The sequence below is a fragment of the Burkholderia sp. LA-2-3-30-S1-D2 genome, from assembly GCF_001523915.2.
In the GTDB taxonomy this organism is placed as follows: Bacteria; Pseudomonadota; Gammaproteobacteria; order Burkholderiales; family Burkholderiaceae; genus Burkholderia; species Burkholderia diffusa.
In genome coordinates this window covers 723565-737496 of the sequence record NZ_CP013385.1, presented here as the reverse complement: position 1 = coordinate 737496, position 13932 = coordinate 723565, and the positions used below count along the sequence as shown (strand labels likewise).

General features: G+C 61.6%; 15 protein-coding genes and 2 pseudogenes. 4 read left to right on the top strand and 13 right to left on the bottom strand.

Annotation, left to right across the window (positions count from 1 at the left end; all coding sequences use genetic code 11):
- Positions 1–341 precede the first annotated feature (341 nt).
- A complete protein-coding gene (locus WS66_RS32460; RefSeq protein WP_059605465.1) occupies positions 342–1259 on the bottom strand; it encodes a LysR family transcriptional regulator in 918 nt (305 codons plus the stop codon).
- A gap of 129 nt (positions 1260–1388) precedes the next feature.
- Here WS66_RS32460 and WS66_RS32455 point away from each other — a divergent pair, with 129 nt between their 5' ends.
- Positions 1389–1787 (top strand): RidA family protein, encoded by a 399-nt coding sequence (locus WS66_RS32455; protein ID WP_059605516.1) that lies wholly within the window; start codon positions 1389–1391, stop codon positions 1785–1787.
- Between the two features lie 169 nt (positions 1788–1956).
- Here WS66_RS32455 and WS66_RS32450 read toward each other — a convergent pair whose 3' ends face one another.
- The 3 genes from WS66_RS32450 to WS66_RS32440 all read right to left on the bottom strand — a co-directional run bounded on the left by WS66_RS32450 (position 1957) and on the right by WS66_RS32440 (position 4123).
- Positions 1957–2400, bottom strand: coding sequence for a hypothetical protein (locus WS66_RS32450; protein WP_151050040.1), 444 nt, complete (start codon positions 2398–2400; stop codon positions 1957–1959).
- Positions 2401–2430: 30 nt separating this feature from the next.
- Complete coding sequence (locus tag WS66_RS32445; RefSeq protein ID WP_059605458.1) at positions 2431–2883, bottom strand: pyridoxamine 5'-phosphate oxidase family protein; 453 nt, start codon at positions 2881–2883, stop codon at positions 2431–2433.
- A gap of 334 nt (positions 2884–3217) precedes the next feature.
- Positions 3218–4123 (bottom strand): LysR family transcriptional regulator, encoded by a 906-nt coding sequence (locus WS66_RS32440; RefSeq protein ID WP_059605456.1) that lies wholly within the window; start codon positions 4121–4123, stop codon positions 3218–3220.
- Between the two features lie 118 nt (positions 4124–4241).
- Between WS66_RS32440 and WS66_RS32435 the strand changes: the two genes are divergently transcribed.
- From WS66_RS32435 to WS66_RS32425, 3 genes are all read left to right on the top strand, one after another.
- Positions 4242–4832, top strand: coding sequence for a flavodoxin family protein (locus tag WS66_RS32435; protein WP_059605453.1), 591 nt, complete (start codon positions 4242–4244; stop codon positions 4830–4832).
- Positions 4833–4903: 71 nt separating this feature from the next.
- On the top strand, positions 4904–5959 hold the full coding sequence (locus tag WS66_RS32430; RefSeq protein WP_059605449.1) for an aldo/keto reductase: 1056 nt from the start codon (positions 4904–4906) through the stop codon (positions 5957–5959).
- Positions 5960–6090: 131 nt separating this feature from the next.
- Positions 6091–7530 (top strand): DEAD/DEAH box helicase, encoded by a 1440-nt coding sequence (locus WS66_RS32425; protein WP_059605447.1) that lies wholly within the window; start codon positions 6091–6093, stop codon positions 7528–7530.
- 381 nt (positions 7531–7911) lie between these two features.
- Here the strand turns inward: WS66_RS32425 and WS66_RS32420 are convergent, their stop codons facing one another.
- The 9 genes and pseudogenes from WS66_RS32420 to WS66_RS32375 all read right to left on the bottom strand — a co-directional run bounded on the left by WS66_RS32420 (position 7912) and on the right by WS66_RS32375 (position 13354).
- Positions 7912–8196 carry a hypothetical protein gene (locus tag WS66_RS32420; protein ID WP_059605444.1) on the bottom strand — a complete coding sequence of 95 codons (285 nt, stop codon included), beginning with the start codon at positions 8194–8196 and terminating at the stop codon, positions 7912–7914.
- 89 nt (positions 8197–8285) lie between these two features.
- Complete coding sequence (locus WS66_RS34610) at positions 8286–8501, bottom strand: hypothetical protein (protein WP_082729005.1); 216 nt, start codon at positions 8499–8501, stop codon at positions 8286–8288.
- 420 nt (positions 8502–8921) lie between these two features.
- Positions 8922–9458, bottom strand: a pseudogene (locus tag WS66_RS32410) (IS630 family transposase); the annotation flags it as partial.
- Positions 9459–9494: 36 nt separating this feature from the next.
- Complete coding sequence (locus tag WS66_RS32405) at positions 9495–10754, bottom strand: IS256 family transposase (protein WP_108064691.1); 1260 nt, start codon at positions 10752–10754, stop codon at positions 9495–9497.
- 53 nt (positions 10755–10807) lie between these two features.
- A pseudogene (locus WS66_RS32400) lies at positions 10808–11377 on the bottom strand (IS630 family transposase); the annotation flags it as partial.
- 295 nt (positions 11378–11672) lie between these two features.
- A complete protein-coding gene (gene rpsU, locus WS66_RS32390; protein WP_082728854.1) occupies positions 11673–11885 on the bottom strand; it encodes a 30S ribosomal protein S21 in 213 nt (70 codons plus the stop codon).
- Between the two features lie 279 nt (positions 11886–12164).
- Positions 12165–12449 (bottom strand): hypothetical protein, encoded by a 285-nt coding sequence (locus WS66_RS32385; RefSeq protein WP_059599697.1) that lies wholly within the window; start codon positions 12447–12449, stop codon positions 12165–12167.
- Between the two features lie 214 nt (positions 12450–12663).
- Positions 12664–13005, bottom strand: coding sequence for a hypothetical protein (locus tag WS66_RS33940; protein WP_159086616.1), 342 nt, complete (start codon positions 13003–13005; stop codon positions 12664–12666).
- Between the two features lie 145 nt (positions 13006–13150).
- Entirely contained in the window at positions 13151–13354 is a 204-nt protein-coding gene (locus tag WS66_RS32375; protein ID WP_059599712.1) for a cold-shock protein, read from the bottom strand.
- Positions 13355–13932 lie beyond the last annotated feature (578 nt).

Below are 13932 nucleotides of genomic sequence, written 5' to 3'. Positions count from 1 at the left end.
GCGCCGCGCCGGCTTCCGGCTGCGGGAGATGGGCCGCGCCGCGCACTTCGAATCGCTGTGCGGGTGAGCGCCGCCACTCATGCAGCGCACAACATTCGGAAGCAGACAGGTGCAACGCAGCGCAGCAGTGCCCGTCGAGGAATTTTTCCCGGCGCTGAAAGGCGTGCGGCGCAATAGGTTCGGGCTATGACCGGCAGAGCCGATCGACACTTGTCACCTGGCCTGGCGAGTTTCCGCGTGTAATGGCCTGCGAAGCCGCATGAGGCGGGCCGCGCATGACCAAGAGCGATCTTGCCGGCATCGGGACGGATGTGGGTCGCTCATGGTGACGCCGCACACGTTCATTGCCGGTCCACCGGAGCCGGTTCATTCATCAGTTCGACAACCCAGTCGATAAACACACGCAGTTTTCCGCTGACGTGACGGTTCGGCGGATACGCGATGTATAGCGGCATTGGATCGAGTTGCCAGTCCTCGAACAGCGTGACGAGTTCACCCCGTGCCACGGGGGTTTTCGACATATAGCGTGGCAGCCACATGATGCCGAGGCCCGCCACACCGGCCGCGAGATAGGCATTGCCGTCGTCTACGGCAAGTGCGTAACGGCCTTGCACCTTGACCGTCTCGTCGCCGCGATGCATGTCGAGCGGATAGAGTCGGCCAGCGCGCCCCCATGAGAACCCGACGATGCGGTGATGCGAGTTGTCGAGTTCCGCGGGATGCGAAGGCGTGCCCGCCAACGCGAGATATCCGGGCGACGCGAAGACACCGAGTGAAAGATCGGCCACCCGTCGGGCGACCATCGATTGATCGGTCGGCTCGCCACCGCGCACGACGCAATCCACGTTCTCTCCGATGATATCGACGGTGCGGTCGCTCACGCCCATGTCGAGCTGGATGTCGGGATAGCGGGCGAGGAATGCCGGCAGCGCCGGGATCAGGATCAGGCGCGCGAACGGGCTCGGCACGTCCACGCGCAGGCGGCCGCGCGGCGCCGCCGATGCGCTCGACAGGCTCGTCTCGGCGTCGTCCATATCGGCGAGCAGCCGGATCACGCGCTCGTAATACGCGACGCCGTCAGGCGTGACGTTGATTCTGCGCGTCGTCCGGTTCAGGAGCCGAACACGCAAGCGCGCCTCGAGCTGCTGGACCAGCTGCGTGACCGTGGTCTTGCTCATGCGCAGCGTTTCGGCCGCCTTCGTGAAGCTGCCTGACTCGACTACCCGGACGAAAGCGCGCATCGCGTCGAAGCGATCCATGCGTGTCTGCCTCGCGATTGAATTGTTTGCATTTTACAAATAGTCATGGACAGGGTTGGCGGTTTATCGCGTGTGCGTCGGTGCGTAAAGTGGGGCGATCGAAACCAATGATCGTCAATGGAGGTGAAGATGGGCAAGCGCGATGTGGTGTTTCCGCCGGGACGTCAGGCGCTGTATGAGCGCAACAGATACGCTCCGGCCGTACGGGCGGGCGGCTTGCTGTTCGTATCCGGGCAGGTCGGCAGTCGCGAGGACGGAACGCCCGAGCCGGATCTGCAGGAACAGGTGCGGCTCGCGTTTCGCAATCTGAATGCGATCCTGCACGAAGCGGGTTGCTCGTTCGACGATGTGGTCGACGTCACGGTGTTCATGGTCGATCCGCAATCGACGTTCGAGCGCATCTGGCAGGTCGTGCCTGAATTCTGGGGCGACGCGCCGCATCCGACGCTCACCGCGGTTGGCGTGACATGGCTTTACGGCTTCGACTTCGAGATCAAGGTCGTTGCGAAACTTCAGATCGACAGCTGACGCTTCAGTCGGGCGACTATGAGGCGATGGTCGGGACCGTGCTGGCGTTCAGCCGGATTGCCAGGCCGTGCAAACGATCATGTTGGGGAAATTCGGTGGATCTGGTCGGAAGCGAGGTCGGCCCTCGCATGTGCGAGCACGGCGTTTCGACATGACGCTGCAATCGCGGTCACGTGATCGATTCGGTTCGGTGACTGATCGCCTGCAGAAATGGAAAGCCTGCAAAGCAAAGTTGGCTTGCGAGGCCGATCGCGCCGGGCACAGACCAGAAGCCGGCAAAGTACTCGAGCACAGTCCTTCTGAACAGGAGCCCGTTAATGCACAACTCCGCAAGCATCAATATGGCGAGGGCGATTGCGCCCATCAGCAACGCCTCGTTGGTATCTGTCAGCATGTCGTGCTTTTTCGCGCTCCAGTGCGACAGGTACCAACTTGCGGCAAGCATGAATGGCGCTTCGAGCGATACGGCCGCCGTCTCTCCCAGGAGCTGCACAAGCAGCAGGACGCGAATCGCTCCGAAGGCGAAGCCGATCACAAAAACGGTCAATGCATAAACGCAGCCCGCTTCGGCGCAGGTTGCCCACCTGGGGCTACGATGCGAGCAGCGCGTCACGGCGTTTCACGTGTTTGACGGGGAGTGACGCTAGCAAGCGTACAGATCGGTGTGCCCGAAGCCCTGCGAGTAATCGAGCACCGAAATGACTGTCGGAATCACGCGAAATATCCGGACTTCGTCAGGAGACGGCATTGGCATTGGCGGCGCTTGCATATCCGGATACTTCAGTGGAAGCATGCGCAAGACCTTCTCTGCTTCGGCACGATCCGTCACGGGTCGTGCGTGCGCCGCCATCGATAAACCTGTAATCGCCATCAGATCTGACGTGTCGTGATCGATCGTGAGCGATACCCGGTCGTCTCGGGCCAGATTGGCCGCCTTCTGGCTTTCCAGTCCGCAAAGGAAGTAAAGCGTCAGTCCCTGGCTCACGTACCCGACGGTGGTCGCCTGGGGCCAGCCGTCCGGCCGCAGCGTGGCGATCGTCATGATTCGATGCTGATCCAGCAGTGACAGGATCTTTTGCTTGATCTGCTCGTCCATGGATCACCTTCCCGTTCGTGAAATCCGATCCTGTACCACCGGGTCATTCGGCGCTTGATGCAAATCAAATTCCGAAGACGACGATGAACACAGTCGTCAGTGAATGCGGAAATTCGCGGCACGCGCGCAGTGGCGAAAGGCCGGATTGGTGTGCGAAAGAAGCCGGGGTTTCAAGTGCGTGAATGGCCGTTTCGGACAGAGGCGAGTGGCCGGAGCGGATCGCGGAAGATCAATGGTCCGCACCATGGCGTCCCGTCGCCGACAATCCGTGCGTCGGCGCTACCTCAGCGGCCACTCCGCCTCGCAAGCCGGTTCGTTAACCGCCACAGCGCCCTCAATCGAAATAAGGCTGCAGCACCCCCTCGATCCAGTCCATGAACGCCCGGACGCGCGGCGACAGATTGCGCCGATGCGCCACGACGAGCGACGCCGCGAGGGGTTCGGGACGCAGATCGGGCAGCACCTCGACCAGCGCGCCGCTTTCGATATGATTCGCGACCCCGGAATACCCGGCCTGGATCAACCCGATGCCCGCAAGCCCGGCTGCGTGATAGGTCTGCACGTTGTTGACCTGCATCGCGCTCGGCAATGCAAGCGTCGCATAGCCGTCGCCGCTCGGATATTCCCACCCGGGATGCCGAGCGCCGAGTGTCAGCGCGTAGTGGACCATGCGGTGTCCCTGATCGAGGAGATCGTCGAGCGTTTGCGGCACGCCATACCGCGCCAGATAGCCGGGACTCGCCGCATTGATCATGCGCAGGCGGCCCAGCGGTCGGGCAATCAGCGTCTCGTCCACGATCGGCCCCAGCCGGATCACGCAATCGAATCCTTCCTGGACGAGATCGACACGTCGATCGGTGCTCGAAAGTTCCAGTTCCAGCTCCGGATGCACCGCCATCAGTTGCGGCAGCGCGGGAACCACGACACTGCGCGCGAGCTCGGTGGGCATGTCGACGCGCAATCGTCCGCGCAGGCGCGTGCCATTGCCGGAAAACATCGACTGCAGCTCCTGTACTTCGGCCAGCAGGTCCCGTGCGCGCGCGTAAAAGGCGCGTCCGTCCTCGGTCAGCTGCACGCTCCGCGTCGTCCGATGCAGGAGCGCGACGCCCATGTCGCGCTCTAGCGCGCGGATCACCATCGACACACGTCCTTTCTGGATGCCCAGGCTTTCGGCTGCGCGCGTGAAGCTGGTCATTTCGGCGACACGAGCGAAGATCAAAAGCGCATCGAGGTTTTGCATTGTTCACCCTGGGAGTAACAGAACGTTCAATCGGTCGTCATTTATAACTCAATTTCGACTCAGTAAAGTGCTGTCCGATGTCGTCCCCCGACGACCACCTGAACGAAAGGGCGCAACCATGGCACAGCACATCTCTCCGGTTAAAACGATCGTCGTCTATCACTCCGGCTACGGGCATACCGAACGCATGGCGACGGCTGTCGCCGAGGGCGCCGGCGGCGTTCTCGTCGCAATCGACGCCGATGGCAACATCGCACAGGACGCGTGGGACGCGCTTGCCGGCGCGGACGCCATCCTGTTCGGCTCGCCGACCTACATGGGCGGTCCCAGCTGGCAGTTCAAGAAGTTCGCCGATGCATCGTCGAAGGCCTGGTTCGAAGGCGCATGGCGCAACAAGATCTTCGGCGGCTTTACCAACAGCGCAAGCATCAACGGCGACAAGCTCAATACGCTCGAATACTTCGTTCTGCTTGCCGGGCAGCACGGCGGAATCTGGGTGAGCATGGACATCAAGCCGGCGAACCTGAAGGCGTCGATGCGTGACGACCTGAACCGCATGGGTTCCTATATCGCGCCGATGGCGCAGACGCCAGCCGATGCGTCGCCCGATGAAATGTCGGCAGGGGACCTCGAGACGGCTCGCCGCTATGGCGCGCGGGTCGCAACGATCGCCGCACAATTCCGGGCAGGACACGCTCGCATCAGCTGAAATCCGGCGTGCGGGGCGCCCCGGAACGGACGCCGCCGCACTCTTTCCCGCCGATCTCGAAGGAAACGGCCATGAAATACAAGCAACTGGGCCGCACCGGCCTGTACGTCTCCGAGCTGTGTCTCGGCACGATGACGCTGGGCGGCAATGCCGATGCCGGCATGTGGGCTGCGATCGGCGCGGTCGGCCAGAACGATGCGACCCGACTGATCTCCCGCGCACTGGACGAGGGAATCAACTTCATCGATACCGCCGACATTTACTCCTTCGGTGAATCCGAACGACTCGTCGGACAGGCGCTTCGGGACCTGGGCGTCGCACGCAGCGACATCGTGCTGGCGACGAAGACCGCGGGCGTGATGGGCACGAAGCCCAACGATCAGGGCGCGTCGCGCGGCCACATCATGGATTCGGTGCAGCGAAGCCTGGAACGGCTGCAGGTGGACCATATCGACCTCTATCAGATCCACGCGAACGATCCCGTGACACCGATCGACGAGACGCTGCGGGCGCTCGACGATCTGACGCGTCAGGGGCTGGTTCGCCATGTCGGCGTCTCGAACTGGCGCGCCGGAAAGATCGGCAAGGCGCTCGGGCTCAGCGAGGCGCTCCATGCGACGCGCTTCGAGACGCTGCAGGCGTACTATTCGATCGCCGGACGCGACGTGGAGCGCGAGCTGGTGCCGCTCGCGATCGATGAACAGATGTCGCTCCTCGTCTGGTCGCCGCTCGCCGGCGGACTGCTTTCGGGGAAGTTCGGCCCTGGGGCGCCGACCGCAGACGGTTCGCGACGCAGCCATTTCGATTTTCCGCCGGTCGATCTCGAGCGCGCCTGGCCATGCGTTGCAGCGATGCGCGCGATCGCGGACGCGCGAGGCGTGTCGGTCGCCCGGATCGCGCTCGCGTGGCTGCTCGGCAAGCCGCATGTCACGAGCGTCATCATCGGCGCCAAACGCGTCGAACAGCTCGAAGACAATCTTGGCGCGGTCGATGTCGTCCTGACGGAGACCGAGCTTGCGCATCTCGATGCCGTGAGCGCGTTGCCTCCCGACTATCCCGGCTGGATGATCGATCGTCAGGCGGCGGGCAGGCTGCCGCGGCCTTTCGCGCGTGCCGTGTCGAAATAGGGCGGCCGACGGCGATCCTTGCCATGCTCGAAGGGATCGCCCGACGCTGAACGCGGCCCCGCACCGGGCATCCGTGCACCGCGATCATCGCGGCAACCGCTAGAATTGCGGTTTTAGCCCGGAACACGTCCATGTCTTTTGCCTCGCTAGGCCTGATCGATCCCTTGCTGCGTAATCTGCAGGGCCTCAATTACCAGACACCCACGCCGGTGCAGGCCAAGGCGATTCCCGCTGTGCTCGGTGGCAAGGACGTCATGGCTGCGGCACAGACCGGCACCGGAAAGACGGCGGGTTTCGCGCTGCCGCTGCTGCAACGGCTGGTTCAGCACGGGCCGGCGGTGTCCAGCAACCGCGCGCGCGTTCTGGTGCTGGTGCCCACGCGCGAACTGGCTGAACAGGTGCACCAGAGTTTCGTCGAGTACGGCAAGGGCCTCGACTTGCGGTTTCTGGCCGCCTATGGCGGCGTGAGCATCAATCCGCAGATGATGAAGTTGCGCAAGGGCGTGGATGTGCTCGTCGCCACGCCGGGCCGTCTGCTGGACCTCAATCGCCAGAACGCCGTGCAATTCGATCAAGTCCAGACGCTGGTGCTCGATGAAGCCGACCGCATGCTGGATCTGGGCTTCGCACGCGAACTCAACGCCGTGTTTGCCGCGTTGCCCGTGCAGCGCCAGACGCTGCTGTTCTCCGCGACGTTTACCGACGACATTCGCGCGATGGCGGCGAGCATTCTGCGCAGTCCGGTCGATATCAGCGTCAGCCCGCCCAATGTAACCGCCAGCAGGATCAAGCAGTGGGTGGTGCCGGTGGACAAGCGGAACAAGCCTGACCTCTTCATGCACCTGGTGGCCGAGAACAACTGGGACCACGCGCTCGTGTTCGTCAAGACCCGCAACGGCGTGGATTACCTGGCGGCCATGCTGAACGATGCGGGTTATGCAGTCGACACCATTCACGGCGACAAGCCGCAACCTGCGCGCCTGCGTGCGCTCGAGCGCTTCAAAACCGGCGAAGTGCAGATGCTCGTCGCGACCGATGTGGCCGCGCGCGGGCTGGATATCGACGACCTGCCGCTCGTGATCAATGTCGATCTGCCGATCGTCGCGCAAGACTACGTGCACCGTATCGGCCGTACCGGTCGCGCGGGTGCGAGCGGCGTGGCGGTGTCGCTCGTGTGTGCCGATGAAGCACCGCAACTGGCCGCGATCGAAGCGCTGATCCGGCAGACACTGCGCCGTGAGGAGGAGCCGGGTTTCGAAGCCGAACACCGCGTGCCGGAAACCAGCACGACGGGGCAGATCATCAAGAAACCCAAAAAGCCGAAGAAGCCCAAGGTGCCGCAAGCGGGGGCGGGCGCAATGCCGGCGGCTGGCAAGAAGCCGCGACCGAAAGGTGGCGAAGGCAAGCGCAAGCCCTCGGGGCAGCGCGCCGCGGCTGCGGGCAAGGGGGCGAGCCTGTCGAGCGGTAGCCCGTTCAGCGTGCAAAAGCCGCGCGGCAAACCCGCCGGCAAGACGGCGGCGGGCTCGCGGAAGCCGGCTGGCAAGCCCGTGGGTGGTCGCGGTACGCGCTGATGCTGACGGTGGGGCGAGCCACGCTGGCCGCATTTCTACCTGTCGCCGTCTCGTGGGTTGCCCCAGAACAAGACGACGATTACACAGAACAACAATGCGCCCACCAAAACAAAATTCATGCTGCACCTTGCCTGAAGTGGACGGAATGGTTCGATCTCGGGCGGCCCGTCTGATGAAAGCCCAGTGGCCCGCTTTTAGTTAACGGGCAATGGCGCGGTTGGTCTACGTCAAGCAGCGTAGTTTTTTGATGCACGTCAAACAAATTCGGGAGCCGGGCGCCCCGTCCGAATGCATTTCCCTTGGAGACTGCGCCGGTGTCGTCTTCGCGCTTCGGCATCTTGCAGTAGTACGGGACGTCATGCGCCATCCGGAACGGCGGTCTCAGAGAATGGCAAGGAGCCGCAGCTGATGCTCGGTCTCGGTTCCTGTTATCAGTGTGTAGAACCGTGCCTCCCGACGTTCGAGCACTGAGAGATTCTGTGCGTCGGAAAACATGTTCCATTCGTCACCGTCGATACGCTCGAGTTTTCCATGAGTCCGTGCAAAAGCAAGCAACAACCGACTTGCTTCGCGTCGGATAACGATGCGTTCCATATTCAACACGTAGGGGCGCCAGCCGCCCAGAAGAACGACGTAGTGAGGTATAGCGCTTTGGTTGATTGTCATCGCCGGCGTTGCCTTTTTCTCGAGATGGCGTCAGCTGATCGGAGCCCGTCGGCCATGTGCTTCGCGTTCGCGCGTTGACATGCCCGTCTTCAACCGAATTGCGAAGTCAGCCATCCTTCCGCCCATTTGGTTGCGTACGCAACTGCATCATCGCGACGCTCGAAAGCAGCCATATCCCCGCTAGCGTGCACCTCTCGCTCCGCTCCGTCCACAAGTATCGTGATAATCCGCACGTGTGCGACGTACTGCCGATCGGCCCTGCGTGGTGTCGGATCGATTCGGAACCGAGTCGAGTTGAAGAGCATAAGTCCCCCCACATTCATGGTTGTCGCGAGTTGTGCTGTCGAGGGCACAGCGCGAAAGAGAGCCAGCCGTAATGAAACATCATCCGACCCTCGACAATCGAGCTTGCCATGAACGCTTCGTTTCGCTGGCTTGCTGCTGTTGCCCCGATGCTCATCCTCATGCTTTTGCGATTACTGCCAGATATGCTTCCGAAGGTATCGGATGCACGTTAGTCGCAGGCTCAACCGATTCGCGAGCGCGCCTCGCGGGCAGGCTGTCGAGTCGTCTTCCACGTCAGGAAGCCGTTCCGAGCGCGCGGAGTCGTCCATGGAGCGGACGGACTTCACTATCTGGAGAGTGGCGTGACCTGTCCAGACACGATCGCGCCACGCGCATTTCGCGCGATGGACGGCAAGCCTTGCCTGCAGTGATTCGACGAGCTAGTGTCCTGTTCCGCTGATTCGCGAGCAAAGTCGATGCAGCTTTTCGAGGATGGAATCGGCTGAGGCGGTCCAGACGAACGGTTTGCAGTTTTCGTTGTAGTGGGAAACGAATTGATCGATTCGCTTGACCAGTTGTTTGACCGAGCCGAACGAGCCTCTACGGATCGCTTTGTCGGTGATCAGCGCAAAGAAGCGTTCGACCTGGTTGAGCCACGAACTGTAGGTGGGAATGAAATGCATATGCCAGCGGGGGCGTGCCGCCAGCCACGCCTTGACCTTCGGATGCTTGTGACTGCCGTAGTTGTCGACGATGCAGTGCACGTCGAGTTCGGCTGGCACGGCCTTGTCGATTTCGCGCAGAAACGACAGGAATTCCTGATGTCGATGACGTGGCTTGCAGGTAGCGAGCACGGCGCCATTGAGCACATTCAGGGCGGCAAACAGCGTCGTGGTGCCATGACGGACGTAATCGTGAGTGACGCCTTCAACGTAGCCGAAACCCATCGGCAGCATGGGTTGCGTGCGCTCGAGGGAGGTATCCGGAATCTTGTGTGTGAGGCGGGTTAAGACTCAGATTCCGATGTTGAATCGCTCCGGGTAAAGCAGCGCAAACTGGGTCATCGCGCTCTTCCAATCGTGCCGGGAGCCGGTCCACTTGGCAACGACGTTGCGCAGCGCCAGCCAGATCAGCTTGAGCGCGGCCTCGTCCGATGGGAAGTGGCCGCGCGCTTTGATGATCTTCCGAAGCTGCATGTGCAGCGACTCAATGGCGTTGGTCGTATATACAATTTTCCGGATGTCCGGCGCGAAGGCATAGAACGGAATCACCTGATCCCAAGCCCGGCGCCAGAGGGCGGCAATCGGTGGGTATTTCGTACCCCACGGGCTCGCGTCGAATGCATCCAGCGCCACGGCGGCCGCTTCGGCCGACGGTGCCCGATAGACCTCCTTGAGCGCCGCTGCGACGGATTTCCGGTCTTTCCAGCTGGCGAAGTCCAGCGAGTTCCGGATCAGATGCACGATGCAGGTCTGGACCGTCGTTTCCGGGAACACCGTATTGATCGCTTCCGGGAAGCCCTTCAGGCCGTCGACCACGGCAATCAGGATGTCCTGCACGCCACGCAGCTTCAGGTCGTTCACCACCCGCAGCCAGAACTTGGCCCCCTCGGTCTGCTCGATCCAGAGGCCCAGAACGTCCCGCGTGCCGTCGCGGCGCACGCCCAGCGCCAGATAGATCGCCTTGTTGCGCACCACGCCTTCGTCGCGGATCTTGACGCGCAAGGCGTCGAAGAACACGACCGGGTACATCGGCTCGAGCGGCCGCTGCTGCCACTCACGCACTTCGTCGATCACCGCGTCAGTGACCGTGCTGATGAAGTCCGGCGACACTTCGATGCTGTACATCTCCTGCAGGAAGCCCTGAATCTCCCGCACGCTCATGCCGCGTGCGTACATCGCGATGATCTTGTCGTCGAAGCCGGTGAAGCGTCGCTCGCCCTTGGCGATCAGCACCGGATCGAAGGTGCCTGCGCGGTCGCGCGGAATCTCGACGTCGAGCAGGTCGTCGTCGGTCGCGATGCGCTTGCGGCTGGTGCCGTTGCGATGGTTCGTGCTGCCGGCCGGCTTGGCTTCGCCCTTCTCGTAGCCGAGGTGGTGGGCCAACTCGCCGCCCAGTGCGCGCTCGAAGATCGCCTTCTTGAGCGCAGCAAGCTGCTCGTTGATCGTCGCCCGGTCCAGCGTCCCGGGCACCAGTTGCTTGATCAGTTCCGGGTCCAGGTTCAAGCCCTTGCCCGGCTCAATCGTTACTTCTTCCTTGCGTTTGCGTGGCATAAAAGTGGCTCCTTGGCCGTCAGTTTATGCCTCACACACAAAGGTTCGGATAGGCTCCGCTCGAGCGCCTGACATTGGCTCTTCTCGTCCACGCACAGCACCAGAGCGTTCTCCGGCGGACTGAGGTACAAGCCGACCACATCGCGCAGTTTCTCGATGAAGAACTGATCGGTCGAGAGCTTGAAGCTTTCACTTCGGTGCGGCTGCAGACCCAGCAGTTTGAAGTAACGGTGCACGCTCGTCGGCGAGATGGCGGTTTCGGCGGCAATCGTGCGCACGCTCCAGTGAGTGGATCCATCTGCCGGCTTCGTGTGCAGGGTCTTGTGAATCAGTTGGGCCAGCCGTTCGTCGTCGATGGTGCGTGGCTTGCCGGGACGTACTTCGTCGTAGAGTCCGTTGATTCGCTGCTCCAGAAACCGCAGACGCCACTTGCCCACCGTGGCACGCGTGAGTTGCAGGCGTTGCGCGATCGCGCTATTGGGCTCGCCGTCAGCCGCCGCCAGCACGATGCGCGCCCGCGAGACCAGCGCAGCCGAAATCGAGCGAGAGCGCACTATCGACATCAGTTGCGAACGCTCGTCTTCGCTCAGCACCAGTTCCGCCTTCGGTCGTCCCATCACCATGCTGACGTCTCCCGTTCCGTTGACGTCAACATGCTACGCGAACATAGACCAGTTAACAACGGAACGGGACACTAGAAAGGCGACAGCCACTCACGAGCTTTCCTTTGGGTGACGAGTTGCAGGGCAATGTATCGTCATGACCGGTCAGGAAGATGCGGCTGGCGCACTCACATCCGAACGCATGGAACTTCGGCAGTAGCGTCACCCCGTCCTTCTTCCGATCGAAATCTGCGTCGCATTTCGTCAGCGTGAAAAACGGAGGGACGTTGGCCGGCAGGCCGAACACGATGTTCCCCTAGTACATTTTCCGAGGCGGTAACATGCGCTTCGCCCGTAGGCGCTGCCGTGCGACGGCGCTGGCCTTCTTTCGCTTGCGTTCTGTCGTGGGCTTTTCGTAGCTGGTTCGACTGCGCAACTCGCGAATCAACCCTATTTTCTCGATGCTGCGACGGAATCGCCGCAGCGCGACGTCGATCGGTTCGTTGACTTTCAATGTTACGGTCGTCACGGATGTCCTGTTTGTGAGTGTTCGAATGAAAAATTGACGGGTCGTGCCATGACGACGCTCGGACTCGACATTCCGAATGTCCGGCGCCAATCGAAAGAGCACGTACCGCTATGTACATCTGCACGCTTGCCGACGACACAGCGCCGCACGCGAGATTCTGGCCAGCGAGATCGTGTCGGTCCACGCGATCTCGTGCCGTCTGTTCAATTCGAGCAGTGTGCGTCGGCGATCATTTCGTTATCCTGGTCGATGCAGATCGCATCGACATGGCGAGCTGCCTCAGCCTGCGTTTGAAAGGAACGCGTGTGTTTCGCGATTGTCGTCGATGATGGTCTCGGCATAGCGCAGCGATGCGCGACGTGCATCACCGGCGGTATCGAACGGCGCGTTGTCGCGAAGCCTGAAAGTCTGGCTTTGCGTCATCGTGTCGGTGGCATCGCGAAGACAAATCCTGACTGCCGCATCGAAGCCGGCATCATGGTTGTGCGGGGCGCCACTCGTCGCCGGAACATGCTGGTAAATCAGTGGATGAATTTCGAATCCACGGTAGAAATGTGTGCTCATGACATGCTCCTGACGTTCGGCCACAGCGAATGGCGCGGCCGAACTCGTCCGGCCGATCGCCGTCCATCGTAGGGCGGGCCGACGGGTTGAAGAGGATAACGTTGCAGCGCGGAGGCGGGGCGGTGCCGCAAGCGGGAAGCGGTGGAGGGGGAGCGCTCGGAGGGCGGGTGATCGCTCGGATGAGCACATCATACGCGCATCGTTTGTCGGGCGTTCAACTGATTCCGTATTGCATCCAACAGCGCACGATGGTGATGCCACAGGCGTGTGATGTCGGGCTGCGAAGCCAGCTTCGCTTCACGCCGAATCCGCATTTCACGACCGCAGCGGCTGCTTGTGCAGCGGCGATCTCGATTGCTATCGCGGAGACGTCGTGCGCTTCTTTTGATGCGATTTCGCGACTGAAGACTGTTTGGGCGGCACCCAGTTCAACGCCGTGCCGAGCCTCGGCAACATCGCTGGTTGTTTGGCGCGTGGAGGCGCCTTGCGCGACCTGATGTGCATGGTTTTCCGATCGCGTCTGAACACGCGCATTGTGACGGGCATTGGGTTGCACGCAGATCCAGTGTCCCGATGCGAAACGGACGGCCCGGTCGGGCCTGCATCGAAACGTGTCGTGTCCGCGACGGAGGTGCGTGATGCAAAGGAGCGACGACAGTGACGCGCCGCTCCGTGAGCGATGCTGTGAGGGCTTAAGAAGGTTACAGCGGGGTGATGTTCGCTGCTTGCAGGCCTTTGGGGCCGGTCTTGGCCTCGTAGCTGACTTTCTGTCCTTCGGCAAGACTCTTGAAACCATCGCCACGAATCTCGGAGAAGTGAGCGAACAGATCGTCACCACCACTGTCGGGCGTGATGAAGCCAAAACCCTTGCTATCGTTGAACCACTTGACGGTACCGGTATCCATGTTAGATCTCCTGAGAATGAACGAGCGTATGCGCCGACGATGGGCGCCGAAAATAATCAAGGAGGGAAAGGACAACGAGTACCGCGGGTCGCGGTCAATGATGGGCAGCAATCGCGCTTCTTGAATACTTCATCGCCGACAGTACGCGCCGTCAGGAAGGGTGTCAAGCGCTTTCGGTCGAGGGGATGAACATGGCCCTTGTCCGTTTCTGGTTGATTTCGAGCCGGATTGAGCGTTGCCGGTCGAGTCGAGGCACAAGCGCGGCACACATTTTTGCGAAGACGGATTTGCCTCGAATGGACGACGCGCGCGGCCTGGATAGCGGAATCGTGATTCGCACCATCCACTGCGGCCGTCTTTTTGCTGCAACCTGCGGTGCGCCACGCCAAGCGGGGCGACATCGTCTCGACCGTCGAACTGACTGGCTGGCGAAACAGTTACAAGATACCTGTTGACCTGGGTGCTACCCGGCGGTTAGTGTGTCGTCCGAAGTTCAAGAAGTTCGATTGCTGTTCATCAATTGCTCGTCCCTCAACGGTATCGTTGTCCTCCCCCTCCTTGACGCTTCGCGCCCTCTT

Bases quoted from the DNA above. Each gene is read 5' to 3' on its own strand.
- WS66_RS32460 (WP_059605465.1), bottom strand. From the start codon at position 1,259: ATGGATCGCTTCGACGCGATGCGCGCTTTCGTCCGGGTAGTCGAGTCA.
- WS66_RS32455 (WP_059605516.1), top strand. From the start codon at position 1,389: ATGGGCAAGCGCGATGTGGTGTTTCCGCCGGGACGTCAGGCGCTGTAT.
- WS66_RS32445 (WP_059605458.1), bottom strand. From the start codon at position 2,883: ATGGACGAGCAGATCAAGCAAAAGATCCTGTCACTGCTGGATCAGCAT.
- WS66_RS32440 (WP_059605456.1), bottom strand. From the start codon at position 4,123: ATGCAAAACCTCGATGCGCTTTTGATCTTCGCTCGTGTCGCCGAAATG.
- WS66_RS32435 (WP_059605453.1), top strand. From the start codon at position 4,242: ATGGCACAGCACATCTCTCCGGTTAAAACGATCGTCGTCTATCACTCC.
- WS66_RS32430 (WP_059605449.1), top strand. From the start codon at position 4,904: ATGAAATACAAGCAACTGGGCCGCACCGGCCTGTACGTCTCCGAGCTG.
- WS66_RS32425 (WP_059605447.1), top strand. From the start codon at position 6,091: ATGTCTTTTGCCTCGCTAGGCCTGATCGATCCCTTGCTGCGTAATCTG.
- WS66_RS32420 (WP_059605444.1), bottom strand. From the start codon at position 8,196: ATGACAATCAACCAAAGCGCTATACCTCACTACGTCGTTCTTCTGGGC.
- WS66_RS34610 (WP_082729005.1), bottom strand. From the start codon at position 8,501: ATGCTCTTCAACTCGACTCGGTTCCGAATCGATCCGACACCACGCAGG.
- WS66_RS32405 (WP_108064691.1), bottom strand. From the start codon at position 10,754: ATGCCACGCAAACGCAAGGAAGAAGTAACGATTGAGCCGGGCAAGGGC.
- WS66_RS32385 (WP_059599697.1), bottom strand. From the start codon at position 12,449: ATGAGCACACATTTCTACCGTGGATTCGAAATTCATCCACTGATTTAC.
- WS66_RS32375 (WP_059599712.1), bottom strand. From the start codon at position 13,354: ATGGATACCGGTACCGTCAAGTGGTTCAACGATAGCAAGGGTTTTGGC.